The organism is Rhizobium sp. 1399 (genome assembly GCF_031455475.1).
In the GTDB taxonomy this organism is placed as follows: domain Bacteria; phylum Pseudomonadota; class Alphaproteobacteria; order Rhizobiales; family Rhizobiaceae; genus Rhizobium.
The window spans coordinates 245,121-258,514 of sequence record NZ_JAVDSU010000008.1 but is presented as its reverse complement, the minus strand read 5'-3'; the positions used below and the strand labels follow the sequence as shown (position 1 = coordinate 258,514).

Here is a 13,394-nt window from a genome sequence, read left to right as displayed (position 1 = left end):
TTACCTCCGTTTTGCCGCGATGGATGGCGAAGGCATCTCGCGATTTGGGAACTGGCTGAGTTCGAGGATGCGCATGGGAGATGCACGTCCCATCAGCAGATCGGACAAAGCCAGGAAATTGCCGTTCAGCCGGCCACGACGGTCGACCGCGCGATCATTGAGCAGGGTGCCCCGGGCGTTCGCCAGGATATTGCGGCCGATCTGCGCCAGCGCACGGGTCAAGGACATGGTGCCCTTGCGCATCAGATGCACGGGATTTGCGACTTGCGAATAGCCGAGCCTCTTGCCGGGCTGGCGTCCGGACTTGACGCCGAGATGGACGCCGCAGGCGCCCGAAATATGCACCGATCGTCCGTAGCGGGCGATGGATCGGCTGAAATCAACATCTTCGAGCCAGCCGTAGAGTGGCAACTCCTCGTCGAAGGCGAGCCCGTGGCCGACAATTGGCGCCAGCCGAACCGCCATGTTGCATCCATAGGCGTTATAGATTTCGGTCACCTGCTCGCCTCTTTCGCCTGCGGTCTTGATGACATGCATGGCTTCGGACTGGGTCAGCCCCTTGCCGAGAATGCCGTCGGCGAGGACGTCTCCGGTCGCGATGACCACATCCGGATTGTCGGCGAAAACGGCTGCCATGCGCGGAATAAAGCCGGGCGCGGGAATGAAGTCGTCGTCGAGGAAGATCAGCACGTCCATGTCAGCGCTTGCGGCTTCAATGATCCGGTTGCGCTGGGAGGTCAGGCCGCGAGGGCCGACCTTCAATTCCACGCCCTTTCGGTCGGTGAGCCCGGCAGCATCATCCAGGTTGGGGACGCAGACGATGATGCGCTCCGGGTGAGGCTGGAGGCTGTCGATATAGGTTACCGTCTCCAGAAGCGTCGCGGGCCGGCCCGCCGAGGCAATGCCGACGGCGATCTTCAGCTTCGGTGCTTGTGGGGTCGGAGCCATCATGTCTGAACACTCGCTGGTGTGTTGTTGATGATCGCGCCAAGAATTTCTGCGCCGACATTGCGCATGCTGTCGATGACGCGAACGGTCTCGTCAATCGAAGTGCGGCCGTAAGAGGTTACGACGAGAACGCCGTCCAGCTCCGGAGCGATCGCATTGGCGTCAGGCGACGAGGTGAAGGCGGAGATATCGACGAATATGGCGTCGAATTCCTTCTTCAGATCGCTGAAGTTGAGCTGAGTGCGGCGCGAGCTCAGACGGACGGCGGGCGTCACGGCGCGGACCTTGCCAAGAGGCAGGAACTTGAGCGTCGGTGTCAGTGACAGGGTGGCGGTGCGGATTGCCTCGATATTGTCGAGCACGTCGATCAGGCCGGCTGAACTGTTCGGCGCAATGGACTTGCTCAGGGAAGATTTTGTCGCCGCGGCATCGATCAGCAGGGTACGCGAACCTGATATTGCCGAGAGCACGGCAAGCTCGCAGGCGATGGTGGATGCTCCTCCGCCCGGGTTGACGGCCACGATGCCGATCACCACGCGCCGTCTGCGGCGAAAGCCTGTGACAGTCGCACCAAGTTCGGCCATTCCGGGGATCATTGGATAGGCGACGGTGCCGCTATCATTGGCAGTAGGCAGGGCCGCCGCGCGGCCAGCCCTTTTTGCGCGTCCAAGGGGTGTGACGAAAGACAGGCTGGCCGCCTGCGAGAGCTGGTTGGTGCGCATGATGCGCCGGTCGCTGACATGGCGGATCATGGCTAGGCCAAGGCCGGAACCGGCGCCTACGATCAGCGCGAAGGCGAGGATCAGCGAATTGTTCGGCTGCGCCTTGGAGAGCGGTGAGGTGGCCCGCGAAACGATGGTGGCGTCGGAGACCGGATAGGAAATGCGCTGCTTGGCCTCGGTGTACTGCGTGAGGGTGTTTTCGAAGAGGGTGCGGCGGGCGTCGGTCGCGCTCTGCAACTCAGCAAGCTTGAACTGGTCGCGCGGGTTCGCCTTGAAGGTGGCAAGCGCACTTGCGGCATCGGCAAGTCCGCGCTGCTGTTCATTGACGAACTGTTCTAGCCATTCGCTGTACTGCTGGGCCGCAGCGGCCTTCATCTGGACATTCTTGCGGATGTATTGCTGGGCAACCGCATCGGCGATCTCAACCGCCGTCTGCGGGCTGGATGCGGATGCGGATATTTCGAGGATCGTCGATTGGCCGATGCGGCGCATCGCGACAATATTGCGCAGCCGTGCGATCGCCCGGTCGGTCCGCTGCGTTTCCTGGCTCGTCGCAGCTGGCTGGGCATTGCCCGAGGTTGCATCACCCCGTGCCGTCTCCGGCTGGGCGGTGCTGGTGGCGTTGCCCGTCAGCCAGTCCTTGACCTTGTCCTGCAGGGACAGGGACTGATTGGAGAAGGCCGGATCGTTGGCGAGGTTCAGCGCGCTGGCGGCGCCACCAAGCACGTCGCTGGACTTCGCTATTTCAAGCTGTGCATCGATGAAGGCGTCTTCGGCGAACGCGCGTTGAGCGTCCGAGCCGTTCACCTGCGGGAAGACCATAAGCTGCGTACTGGCCACGTAGGTCGGCTTGGCGATGAGGAGATAGGCAGCGGCAAGTGCCAGGAAGAGCAGGATGGTAGACACGATCCAAGGCCAACGCATCCTGACGAAAAAGGACATGTCCCGCAGCGTCAGCGACGAACTACCGCTGGCCGTGGCCGGCAAAGATATCGGGGAGACGCTGCTGAAGACGTGATTTGAGTTCATAGTGTCCTGATCCAAAGGGCGAGAGTGTCTTCTTCGTTGATATCCAGCAGGTGCGTATGGCCCGGGTCGGGCCATACGTCGTTCTTGGATTAGTAGCAGCCGCGCTGCGAGAACAGGGCGGGAACGGTCTTTGCGATGATGATGAAATCGCGCGCGAGCGACCAGTCGCGGACATATTGGACATCAAGCGCAACGCGATATTCGTAGCTGACATCGTTGCGGCCGCTGGTCTGCCACTGTCCGGTCAGGCCTGGTCTTGCGGCCATATAGCTCGTGACATGCTCGCCGTAGCGGGCGAGTTCTTCAGCCGTCACCGGCCGCGGGCCTACAACGCTCATTTCGCCGCGCAAGATATTGATGAGCTGCGGGAGCTCATCGATGCTGGACTTCCTCAGGATCTCACCGACAGTGGTGATGCGCGGATCGTTCTTCAGCTTCCGCGTCGTTTCCCACTCGGCCCGCGCTGAGGGATTGGCGCGCAGCAACTCGGCGAGCTGTGTGGCGGCATCGGTCTTCATGGTGCGGAACTTGAGACAGCCGAAGGCGGCGCCCCCATATCCAATCCGCGTATGCGAATAGAAGACTGGCCCGGGATCGCTCAACTTTACGATGAGTGCTACGATCAGCATCAGAGGTGACAGCAGAACCAGAGCGGTGGTTGCCACGACGATATCAACCGCGCGCTTGGATGCCCTTCCGACCACATGAGGCCGTGATACTATGCGACGATCGTTATTCGGCGCGGACTGGTCAACGTTCGGCCAGGATTCACGAACTTCAATACTCTGTGTTTCCCAAGTCATCGACCGACTCCAAAAGTTTCCGGTTAGAACCTTATGAAGTTTGGTGCAGCGCAATGTGCTTGTCTGTGACCGCGGTCATAATGATTAGCAAATTCTTTATGCTAATACTGTAATGCTACGGAGTTCTCTACGAATTCGGCGGCAGGGGATTTCTACATCCTAATTTTATTCGAAAATTTAACTTACATGTCGTCTAAGGCGCACGGCTTGAATAGATGAAGCCGGGCGTTGTAGCTATTTTTTGAACAATTTTGATAGGGACCGCCCCAAAAATAGGCAGTTTGGCTTAATACCTCTCCTGAATTCGACGGATACTAGAAAAAATATAATCTATATAACTGGGGGTATTGTCACTATTATTTGAGATGCTCTTGTCATCTTCGATTGTTATTTGACTCTCAAGTTAGGACAATATAAATGATGCAGTGCAGCATCAGCTACGACCAATCTGTTTTGTTGGGGAGTTATGCGCATGGACGGAGCTACACAAACGAGAGACTATAGGGTCGCTGTGGGCAATGCGGCTATTAGCGTTGTTCCGGATACATCTTTGAACAATCGCATCTCAAGTGACGACGACTTCCCGTTCTGCCGCGCGACTATACGCAATTTTCGTCGCGGCGAACTTATTGCAGGCGCTGGAGTCTTTGTAGACATGTTCGCTCGCGTACAGCGCGGGCTAGTCAGCGCCAGTACGATGCTGCCTGATGGCAGGGAGTTCATTGTCGAGATCATTCCGAGGGGCGGTTTGATCGGTGAGCTCGAAGTATTACGTAAGCAAATACTGAATCTGGAGTATAGAGCCAGTTCGGATTGCGAGCTATACTTCTTCGAAGGCCGGCTGCTGCGGGAAAGGTACGCCACCGATCCGCAGTTCCAGGAGAAGGTTTTTTCGAGAACGCTTGCGCGTGTTTCCGAGCTGGAGCGCCGCATCATTTCGAACGCCGGATCCAGCCTTCAGTCGCGGCTGGCGGCAATGCTTCTGCGGCTATCTTCGGTCTACGGAAAGGATACGCCGGCGAACCGGGACGTGCTGATAATTTCCCAGAACGATCTGGCGGCGACGCTTCCGGCTTCTCGTGAAAAAGTCAACCAGTGCTTGCGTCGCCTGCGTGAATGCAAGGTGATCGACGGAGCCCAGGGCAGGATCCGTATCCTCAACCGCAAGGCGCTGGAAGCCTATGCCGACGGTGCGGCGTCGGCAAAATAATGCACTTCGTCACGATCCGGCTGCCGTTCGCAGCCGGTCCGTGACCACTTCACCCTCATGGACGGTTAGGGGCCTGGCCGTCAAAAAGCATCCATTGTGTCTGTCGTCGGAGAGCTTCTATGAACGACATCGGCCAACTGCGTCCTGATGAGAATGGGCCTGCCGTTTCGACGTTGCGGTGGCCGGCTTCCGGACGCTACGCAAAAATATGGAGGGACGGCATCGCGGCGCACCCGGTGCTCGACCGTGTGGTCGTCATTGACGACTATTCGACGGCGAGGGGTGGGGCGACCGCCCTTGCGGTCCTGTCGGCGAAGCTCTTCTGCGGACTCGGCATTGCCGTGACCTATATCTGCGGCGACGATGGAGCGAACGAGGAGCTTGCTTCCCTCGGCGTTTCAATCGTCAAGCTGAATAGCCGTGACCTCCTGAGTTCCAACCGAGCCAAGGCCTTCGCGACCGGCATTCATAATCCGGCAGCCGGCAGCATGATTTCCGCCTGGGTGCGGGCCAATGATACGCCCAGGACAGCCTATCATGTTCATGGCTGGCATCAGATCCTGTCGCCGGCGGTCTTCGACGCGCTTACACCCGTTGCGGAGCGATGCGTCGTTCACGCCCATGATTTCTTTACCGGTTGTCCCAATGGGGCCTTTTTCGATTATCAGGCGCAGGAGATCTGCCAGCGTCGTCCGCTCGGGGCAGGCTGCATCACCACCTCCTGCGACAAGCGCAGCTATATGCAAAAGCTCTGGCGTGCAGCCCGCGGCGCCAATCTCTTGCGCGCGCTGAGAAGCCGTCCCGCCTTTAGCAGGATCATCCTGCTCCACGAAAAGATGGCAGAGTTCCTGGTGGGCTCCGGCTACCAGCCGGAACGGCTCGTCACCATCCGCAATCCGATCGCGCCGCTGACGGCCGAGCGTGTCATGGCCGAGGACAATGATGAGTTCGTCTTCATCGGCCGGCTGGACGAGGAAAAGGGCATCGAAGACGCGCTTGCTGCTACACGCAGGGCCGGTGCAAGGCTTTGCGTGATCGGCGACGGGCCGCTGATGCCGAAGGTCGTGGCGGCCGGCGATCATGTCCGGGCCATGGGCTGGCAGTCGCATGCGGAGATCGGTCGGATCATCCGCACCGCAAGCGCGCTTGTCATGCCGTCTCGCTATCCGGAGCCGTTCGGCCTTGTGGCGATCGAGGCGGCGCGCAGCGGTCTTCCCGTTATCATGACCAAGGGTGCTTTCCTTGCCGAGGAAATGGAGAGGGCCGGAATGGCGATCTCCTGCAACACGATGGACGAGGAAGCCTTCGCCACAACGCTGACGGCCTTCCGCAAAATGCCGAAGGAGGATGTTCGCCTCATGAGCGAACGCGCCTTCCGGCTATCGCCCAATCTGGCAACAACACACGAAGAATGGCGCGATGCCCTTCTCGCGCAATACCGCAGTCTGATTCCGACGAATGTAGTGCCCGAGCCGAGGGGCGGGGCGATCGTACAAGGAGCGTTCAGGTGACTGTTAAAGCAGCAAGCTCTCTCCCCGAAGCAATGGCATTCCGGGGCGACGCGCCCGTCGTGGCAAGAAGCCGGGTCGTCGAAGCCGGCAGCAGGGTCGATGCGAAGCAGCCTCGCGTCGCGATTGTCCACTACTGGCTGGTATCGATGCGCGGTGGCGAAAAGGTGGTGGAAGAACTCTGCCGTATGTTCCCTCAGGCAGACATCTTCACGCTGGTGCATAATCCCGAGCGTACCAGCGATTTCCTGAACAGCCGCAACATCCAAACGTCCTTCCTGCAGAAGATCCCGCGTTCTACGCGCCATTACACGAAGATGCTGCCGCTCATGCCCTTCGCGCTCGAGCACTTTGACCTGCAGGACTATGATCTTGTCATTTCAAGTGAATCCGGCCCCGCCAAGGGTGTCATCACCCGGGCGGATGCACTCCACATCTGCTACTGCCATTCGCCGATGCGCTACATCTGGGATCAGTTCCATGTGTACCGGCGCGGTGTTTCATGGATCGGCAAGGCAATGATGTCACTCACGGCTCCGATGCTGCGGGCCTGGGATGTGACGACCGCCTCGCGCGTCGATACGTTCGTAGCGAATTCCAGCTATGTCGCGGGCCGTATCCGCCGCTTCTATGACCGTGACGCCGTCGTTATCTATCCGCCGGTCGCGACCGACGATTTCGCCATCGGGCAGGGCAAGGGCGAATTCTATCTCTATGCGGGCCAGCTCACCGCCTATAAGCGGCCGGATATTGCCGTGAAGGCCTGCACGGAAATGGGCCGCAATCTGGTCGTGATCGGTGAGGGCGAGCAGGAGGCCTATCTGAGGTCAATCGCCGGACCGACGGTGCAGTTTCTCGGCCATCAGCCGTTCCCGGTTCTGCGCGATCATCTGTCGCGCTGCCGCGCACTGCTGTTCCCCGGCATCGAAGACTTCGGCATTCTGCCGGTGGAAGCGATGGCGTCCGGCCGGCCGGTTCTGGCTTTCGATGCAGGTGGCGCACGCGAGACTGTCTGCGCACCGCATGTCGGCTTCCGCTTTGCCGAGCAGAGTACGGAAGCGCTGATGGAAACGATGGCAGCCTTCGAAGCGGTCGAGGACACGCTCGATCCGGTGGCGATCCATAACCACGCCCTGAAATTCTCCGCAGCAGTGTTCCGCGACCGCCTCGGCTCGCTCATCGATGAGCAACTCGCCAAGCATGGCCATCAGGCCGCAAGCCCCGTCAGGAGGAAAGTAAGCTGACACGCACAAAAACCCCGGAGCGGCGGCACCCAGCGCTCCCCAGAAGAGGTTCGTTGCTCATGGCCAAGGAATAGATCGTGTCAAGCGTATCGCATAGAACGGCGACAGCAAGCATCTGGACAATCAGCGGAAAATTCCTGGCACGACTGCTCGATTTCGTGAGCCTGCTCATTCTTGCAAGACTTTTGAGCCCGGCCGATTTCGGAATCGTCGCCATTGCCACGTCGGTTCTTGTCATCGTCGAGGCGATCCTCGATCTGCCGCTCACCCAGGCGTTGGTGCGTGTTCCCTTGCCAACTGAGCGGATGTTTGCAACGGCCTTTACGTTGAGCCTCCTAAGAGGAACGGCGATCAGCCTGTTGATGATCGTCATCGCCTGGCCGATGGCTCTCATTTACAACGATCCGCGGCTTTTTCAGCTGGTTGCCGTGGTTTCGATCGCGCCTGCGATGCGTAGCGTCATCAGCCCGCGCATGGTGCTTTTCATGCAGCGTTTCGACTTCAGGCGCGAATTCGCGCTCGACATCATCGCCAAGGGATCGACCCTGATCTTCGGCGTCGGTGTCGCGCTTGCGACCGACAGTTACTGGGGGCTGGCGATTGGCGCCGTTGCCGGACCGACGGCGTCGACCATCGTCTCCTATATCTTCGCGCCGATGCGGCCGAGGCTCAGCCTTTCGGAATGGAAGCACTTCCAGGACATGATCGGCTGGAACACGATTTCGCAGGTTCTCAATTCACTCAACTGGCAGATGGACCGGCTGCTGCTGCCGCGCTTTACGAGCCTTTCCACCTACGGTGCCTTCAGCGTCGCGGATAATCTTGCCGGCATTCCCTATCAGACATTCGTCGGTCCGCTGATGCGCCCGCTGATGGCCGCCTTTTCCAATGTCAGCGACCGAGGCAAGCAGATTACCGCCTATTTGAAGGCCACCAATGCAATCATGGTCGTGGCGGCTCCCATCCTGTTCGTCATCATTTTCCTGGCCGAACCGATCCTGCGCATCGTCGTCGGCGAGAAGTGGGCCTTTGCGGCGCCGATCCTGCAGTGGCTCTGCGCCGTCAGCCTGATCGGTCTGCCGACGACCATCATGCCGCCGCTCGTCATGGTTCTCGACAAGACCCGCTATGTGGCGCTCAGGATGTTTGCTGAATTCGCAGTGAGGGCACCGGTTACCGTGCTCGGCGTCGTGATGTTCGGGCTTGACGGTGCGCTGGCAGCGCGCGTCATCGCCGCTGTCGTCGCCTATGCCGTCTGCCTTGTCATCACGCAGCGGCTGATCGGTGCCTCGATTGGCGCGCAGCTCTACGCGTTTGTCCGGCCGCTTGCGGCCTGCCTGCCGATGATCGGTTTCCTGCTCTGGGTTCAGCCTGTTCTCATCGCCATGCCGCTCGGCATCGAACTCGTCATCGGCGTCGGTCTCTGCAGCGTTGCGGCGCTTGCAATCTTCTGGGTTTCCTCCCTGCTCTTGTGGCAGGCCGTAGGGCGGCCCGACGGGCTGGAAGCCATCGTCGTCAGAAAGATCATGCCCTGGCGAAACGGAGTCGTCGTTTCATGATCGGCTCGCAAAACCCTACAACGGGGTCGAAATCTCCTGGAGGGAGAAACATGCACCACACGAAATTTGCCGGAAGATTTGCGCTTCTTATCGTCATCGGCCTTTTCGGCCCGCCAAGTCCGCGGCCGAGCGAGGCAGAAGAGCCGCTCAATCTCGACGATTTTCAGCTGACCTTTGCCGAAGACTTCAACACGCTCGATGCTTCGGCCTGGGGCGAGAACGGATCGCGCTGGATCGCGCATACACCGTGGAATGGCGATTTCGGCGATGCTCAGTTTACCGACCCGATGGACGGTTTCCCTTTTACGGTCAATGACGGCATCTTGCGGATCGAGGCTCGGAAGGATGCGGATGGTAAGTGGCGCTCCGGTCTGCTCGCCTCCACCAATCCGAAGGGCGAAGGCTTCTCCCAGACGTTCGGTTATTTTGAAGCGCGCATGAAGCTGCCGCCCGGCAAGGGCGTCTGGCCGGCTTTCTGGCTGATCGGCCTCGACCGGTCCAAATTTACCTCGGAAATCGACGTGATCGAATATTACGGCCGTGCGCCCGGCGAGTTCAGCATGGGCTATCATGTCTGGCGCCCGAGCAACCAGCACACGACGGACGGCCATCTGACGAATGTGCCCGAAGGCTCGCTCAGCAGCGACTACCACACTTTTGGCGTCGATATCGGCCCGCAGAAATCGACCTTCTATCTGGATCGTAATCCCCTCTGGAGTTTTGATACGCCGCCGGAATTCCAGATGCCCTTCTATCCGCTGGTCAATCTTGCGCTGGGGTCAGGCTGGCCGATCGATGAAACGCCGAACCCGTCCTATCTGCTGGTCGATTATATCCATGTCTATCAGCGAAAGAACCTGATTTCGGCCAAAAACGATTAGGGCCGGATGGCGGTCTGCGAGCGTTTGAGCGCGTCGAGTACGATGCCGGTCAACCGGCGCGATGGGGAGCTGCGCGGCCAGAGCATCCCGACCTCTCGCGGTGGAAAGGGCACGGGCAGTTCGAGGACAGCGATGTTGAGACCTTCCGGCCAGGGTCTTGCCCAGTCCGGCACCAGCGAGACGCCGAGCCCATTGGCGACCATGACCGAGATCGCTTCGAGGGAATCGAGTTCCAGACGTTCAGCCGGCTTCAAACCCTGTCTTTGAAGATATTCATCGGCAAGGCGGCCGCCCCAGTTGTTCCGGTCGTAGCGGATGAAGGGGCGGGTCTTCAGGAGTTCGTGCGGGTTCTCGCCCCGGCAATCGGCAGGCGCTACGAGAACCAGACGTTCGGCCCGCAGCAGTTCCCATTCCAATGTTTTCGGTATCGAAAAAGGTGGCTTTACGATGATCGCCGCGTCGATATCCCGGTCTATCAGCCGCTGGTAGAGATCGGTCGACGGGCCTGGCAGCAGGAAGACCTCGACCAGCGGCATGCTGGCGAAGACTTCATGCAGGGCTGAGGGCAGCAGCCCGGTCAGCGCAGTCGTGATGGCGCCGAGACGAAGCTCGCCGGAAGGCAGATCGGCGTTGGCAAGGCTGCGCAGATCGCGGACCTCTGCGAGGATCCTGCGGCTCTTTTCGATGATGGCGTGGCCGGTATCGGTCGGGCGGACACGGCGGCCAACCCGGGTCAGCAGCGGCACGCCGACATCGTCTTCCAGCGCCTGCATGCGCTGGGCGACCGCGGCCGGCGTGATGCCGAGGCGGCGGGAGGCTTCGGCCAGCGATCCGAGTTCGGCAACCAGCAAGAAGGTATCGAGAAAGCGCGTTTCCATAAGAAAAGTTTTTCTATCTTCTGAAACTGGAAAAAGCGAGATTTTTCTTCTTTTCGTGATCGCCATAATGCTGACGAAACCGGAGTATCTGCCTTGGATATGCAATTGAATGGAAAGACCGCGCTGGTGTTCGGCGCTGGTGGTGGTTTGGGTGGCGCGATTGCCCGCTCGCTGGCCTCGGAAGGCGTTCGCGTCGCGGTTGCCGATATCGATGAAGCCGCGGCCAGGAAGACGGCGGAAGGCATCGTTTCCGCTGGAGGGAAGGCGCTGGCGATCGGCTGGGATATCGCCGATCTCTCTGTTATCGAGGCGAGGCTGGCTGTGATCGCCGATACTTTTGGGGCCGTCGATATCCTCGTCAACAATACGGGCGGACCGCCACCAACACCGGCCTCCGGTCAATCGGCGGAAACCTGGTCGAAATATTTCGACATGATGGTGCGTTCGGTGATTGCCGTGACGGATGCCGTATTACCCGGCATGAAGGCGCGCGGTTGGGGCCGTGTCATTACGTCCACGTCATCTGGCGTCGTGGCACCGATCCCCAATCTTGGTATTTCCAACAGCCTGCGTCTGGCGTTGGTCGGCTGGTCGAAGACGCTCGCCCGTGAGATCGGCCGCGATGGGATTACCGCCAATATCGTGCTGCCGGGGCGCATCGCGACCGGCCGCATTACTTTCCTCGACGAGCAGAAGGCGAAGCGCGAAAACCGGGCGGTGGAAGAGGTGACGGCGGAGAGCACAGCCGCCATTCCTGTCGGGCGTTACGGCCGGCCGGGGGAATATGGCGACACGGTTGCTTTTCTCGCCAGCCCGCGCGCATCCTATATTACCGGCTCCGTCATCCGCATCGACGGCGGCCTCATCCAGAGCATATGAGGTGCAATCCATGTCTCTAGATCCAGCCGTTATCGAAATTCTGAAGGGCGTCTCCACGGCGACTCTGACAACCGTGCTTCTGAAAAAGGGGCTCAGGAATGTCTGGATGCGCGGCACAAAGCCGGTAAGGCCGGGCCAGGAGCGGGTAGTCGGCCCAGCCTTCACGCTGCGTTTCGTACCGGCGCGGGAGGATCTGGCGACGCCAGAAAGCTGGGCTTCGCCGATCTCCACGCGGGCGGCGATCGAGGATATGCCCGAGGGATGCATTGCCGTGGTCGATGCGATGGGGGTGCAGGATGCCGGTATCTTCGGCGATATTCTCTGCGCCCGGATGATGAAGCGTAAGGTCGCGGCCTTGGTCAGCGATGGTGTGGTGCGCGATCTGGAAGGCGTGCTTGCGAGCGAGCTGCCCGTCTGGTGCGATGGCATGGCTGCGCCGCCCTCCGTCGCCGGGCTGACCTTCGTCGGCTGGCAACAGCCGATCGCCTGCGGTGGTGTTGCTGTTTTCCCCGGCGATATCGTCGTTGCCGACAAGGACGGCGCCGTGCTTATCCCAGCCGCCTTGCTCGATGCGGTGCTTGCCGAAGCGCCGGAACAGGAGCGCATGGAAGGCTGGATCATGACCGAAATCGACCGGGGCGTGCCGCTGCCTGGTCTCTATCCCATGAACGCGGAAACCAAGGCACGCTATCAGGCGTGGAAGGATGCACAATGAGCTTCGGAACTGACGCAAAGGGCGTCTATGCAATTGCGACCACGCCATTCCTGCCTGATGGTATTCTCGACGCGCCTTCAATCGACAAGTTGACCGACTTCTATCAGGACAGCGGCGTTACCGGCATGACCATCCTCGGGATCATGGGCGAGGCTCCGAAGCTTGAGCCGGCGGAATCGCGAGCAATCATTCGCCAGGTGGTCGGCCGTTCAAGAGTGCCGGTCGTTGTCGGCGTCTCTGCACCTGGCTTTGCGGCGATGCGTTCGCTCGCCCGCGATGCGATGGACATGGGGGCTGCCGGCGTGATGATCGCGCCGACGCCGGCGCTTCGCACCGATGAGCAGATCGTCCAGTATTTTGCGCAGGCTGTTGAGGCCGTCGGCACTGACGTTCCGTGGGTGCTACAGGATTATCCGCTGACGCTGACGGTCGTCATGTCGGCCAGCGTGGTTGCCAAGATCATTTCCGATCATCCCTCCTGCGTCATGCTCAAGCACGAGGACTGGCCGGGGCTGGAGAAGATCTCAAAGCTGCGCGCCATGCAGAAAGCCGGCGAGCTTCGGCCCTTCTCGATCCTCTGCGGCAATGGCGGCATGTTTCTCGATTTCGAGCCGGAGCGTGGTGCTGACGGCGCCATGACCGGCTACGGTTTCCCGGACATGCTGGTGGAACTGGTCAATCTGTTTGCCGCGGGAAAACGCGATGAGGCGCATGATCTCTTTGATGCGCATCTGCCGCTGATCCGCTACGAGCAGCAGCTCGGCGTCGGCCTTGCCGTCCGCAAGCATGTTCTCATGCGCCGGGGCGTCATCACCTCGGATGCGCAGCGCAAGCCTGGAAGCGCGCTCGGTGCAACGGCACGGGCTGAGGTCGACTACCTGCTGCGCCGCCTTGCGCGGCACGATCCTCGCGCACCGGTCTGACGAACAAGGCTCCCCACGGCAAAGCGGGGAGCCCTTGTTGTTCAAAATGCACCGCCGCTCGCTCGATGGCGGCGCTCGCCTGCGAGGCAATGTGT

12 protein-coding genes are annotated in these 13,394 nt (G+C 60.2%); 8 read left to right on the top strand and 4 right to left on the bottom strand.

The genetic code is table 11. The features are described from left to right. The 3 genes from J2X71_RS24500 to J2X71_RS24485 form a co-directional block, all read right to left on the bottom strand. Positions 1 to 951, bottom strand: coding sequence for a glycosyltransferase (locus J2X71_RS24500; RefSeq protein WP_029868590.1), 951 nt, complete (start codon positions 949 to 951; stop codon positions 1 to 3). After that, positions 948 to 2,699, bottom strand: a complete 1,752-nt coding sequence (locus J2X71_RS24495; protein ID WP_405049743.1) for a Wzz/FepE/Etk N-terminal domain-containing protein — start codon at positions 2,697 to 2,699, stop codon at positions 948 to 950. Before J2X71_RS24495 ends, J2X71_RS24500 begins: the two co-directional genes overlap by 4 nt. 89 nt (positions 2,700 to 2,788) lie before the next feature. Next, positions 2,789 to 3,502 (bottom strand): sugar transferase, encoded by a 714-nt coding sequence (locus J2X71_RS24485; RefSeq protein ID WP_310386067.1) that lies wholly within the window; start codon positions 3,500 to 3,502, stop codon positions 2,789 to 2,791. Positions 3,503 to 3,974: 472 nt separating this feature from the next. Between J2X71_RS24485 and J2X71_RS24480 the strand changes: the two genes are divergently transcribed. The 5 genes from J2X71_RS24480 (at position 3,975) to J2X71_RS24460 (ending at position 9,904) form a co-directional block, all read left to right on the top strand. Continuing rightward, positions 3,975 to 4,712 carry a Crp/Fnr family transcriptional regulator gene (locus J2X71_RS24480; protein ID WP_007820756.1) on the top strand — a complete coding sequence of 246 codons (738 nt, stop codon included), beginning with the start codon at positions 3,975 to 3,977 and terminating at the stop codon, positions 4,710 to 4,712. A 119-nt stretch (positions 4,713 to 4,831) separates the two neighbouring features. Next, complete coding sequence (locus J2X71_RS24475) at positions 4,832 to 6,223, top strand: glycosyltransferase family 4 protein (RefSeq protein ID WP_029868542.1); 1,392 nt, start codon at positions 4,832 to 4,834, stop codon at positions 6,221 to 6,223. Beyond that, positions 6,220 to 7,464 (top strand): glycosyltransferase family 4 protein, encoded by a 1,245-nt coding sequence (locus J2X71_RS24470; RefSeq protein WP_029868543.1) that lies wholly within the window; start codon positions 6,220 to 6,222, stop codon positions 7,462 to 7,464. Before J2X71_RS24475 ends, J2X71_RS24470 begins: the two co-directional genes overlap by 4 nt. A gap of 77 nt (positions 7,465 to 7,541) precedes the next feature. Then, positions 7,542 to 9,023 (top strand): lipopolysaccharide biosynthesis protein, encoded by a 1,482-nt coding sequence (locus tag J2X71_RS24465; protein WP_310386064.1) that lies wholly within the window; start codon positions 7,542 to 7,544, stop codon positions 9,021 to 9,023. Positions 9,024 to 9,073: 50 nt separating this feature from the next. Further along, positions 9,074 to 9,904, top strand: a complete 831-nt coding sequence (locus tag J2X71_RS24460) for a glycoside hydrolase family 16 protein (protein ID WP_029868545.1) — start codon at positions 9,074 to 9,076, stop codon at positions 9,902 to 9,904. Here the strand turns inward: J2X71_RS24460 and J2X71_RS24455 are convergent. Then, positions 9,901 to 10,782 carry a LysR family transcriptional regulator gene (locus J2X71_RS24455; protein WP_310386061.1) on the bottom strand — a complete coding sequence of 294 codons (882 nt, stop codon included), beginning with the start codon at positions 10,780 to 10,782 and terminating at the stop codon, positions 9,901 to 9,903. The genes J2X71_RS24460 and J2X71_RS24455 overlap by 4 nt on opposite strands. A 93-nt stretch (positions 10,783 to 10,875) precedes the next feature. On the opposite strand from J2X71_RS24455, the gene J2X71_RS24450 reads away from it, so the two are divergent. Genes J2X71_RS24450 through J2X71_RS24440 form a run of 3 tightly spaced genes read left to right on the top strand, consistent with a single transcriptional unit; the run spans position 10,876 to position 13,299 of the window. Next, a complete protein-coding gene (locus tag J2X71_RS24450; protein ID WP_405049742.1) occupies positions 10,876 to 11,661 on the top strand; it encodes an SDR family oxidoreductase in 786 nt (261 codons plus the stop codon). 10 nt (positions 11,662 to 11,671) lie between these two features. Continuing rightward, entirely contained in the window at positions 11,672 to 12,376 is a 705-nt protein-coding gene (locus J2X71_RS24445; protein WP_310386059.1) for a ribonuclease activity regulator RraA, read from the top strand. Continuing rightward, positions 12,373 to 13,299, top strand: coding sequence for a dihydrodipicolinate synthase family protein (locus J2X71_RS24440; RefSeq protein ID WP_310386057.1), 927 nt, complete (start codon positions 12,373 to 12,375; stop codon positions 13,297 to 13,299). The genes J2X71_RS24445 and J2X71_RS24440 overlap by 4 nt, the downstream gene beginning before the upstream one ends. Positions 13,300 to 13,394 lie beyond the last annotated feature (95 nt).

Excerpts from the sequence above, each read along its gene's own strand:
- J2X71_RS24500 (WP_029868590.1), bottom strand. The coding sequence starts at position 951 with ATGATGGCTCCGACCCCACAAGCACCGAAGCTGAAGATCGCCGTCGGC.
- J2X71_RS24495 (WP_405049743.1), bottom strand. The coding sequence starts at position 2,699 with ATGAACTCAAATCACGTCTTCAGCAGCGTCTCCCCGATATCTTTGCCG.
- J2X71_RS24485 (WP_310386067.1), bottom strand. The coding sequence starts at position 3,502 with ATGACTTGGGAAACACAGAGTATTGAAGTTCGTGAATCCTGGCCGAAC.
- J2X71_RS24480 (WP_007820756.1), top strand. The coding sequence starts at position 3,975 with ATGGACGGAGCTACACAAACGAGAGACTATAGGGTCGCTGTGGGCAAT.
- J2X71_RS24475 (WP_029868542.1), top strand. The coding sequence starts at position 4,832 with ATGAACGACATCGGCCAACTGCGTCCTGATGAGAATGGGCCTGCCGTT.
- J2X71_RS24460 (WP_029868545.1), top strand. The coding sequence starts at position 9,074 with ATGCACCACACGAAATTTGCCGGAAGATTTGCGCTTCTTATCGTCATC.
- J2X71_RS24455 (WP_310386061.1), bottom strand. The coding sequence starts at position 10,782 with ATGGAAACGCGCTTTCTCGATACCTTCTTGCTGGTTGCCGAACTCGGA.
- J2X71_RS24445 (WP_310386059.1), top strand. The coding sequence starts at position 11,672 with ATGTCTCTAGATCCAGCCGTTATCGAAATTCTGAAGGGCGTCTCCACG.
- J2X71_RS24440 (WP_310386057.1), top strand. The coding sequence starts at position 12,373 with ATGAGCTTCGGAACTGACGCAAAGGGCGTCTATGCAATTGCGACCACG.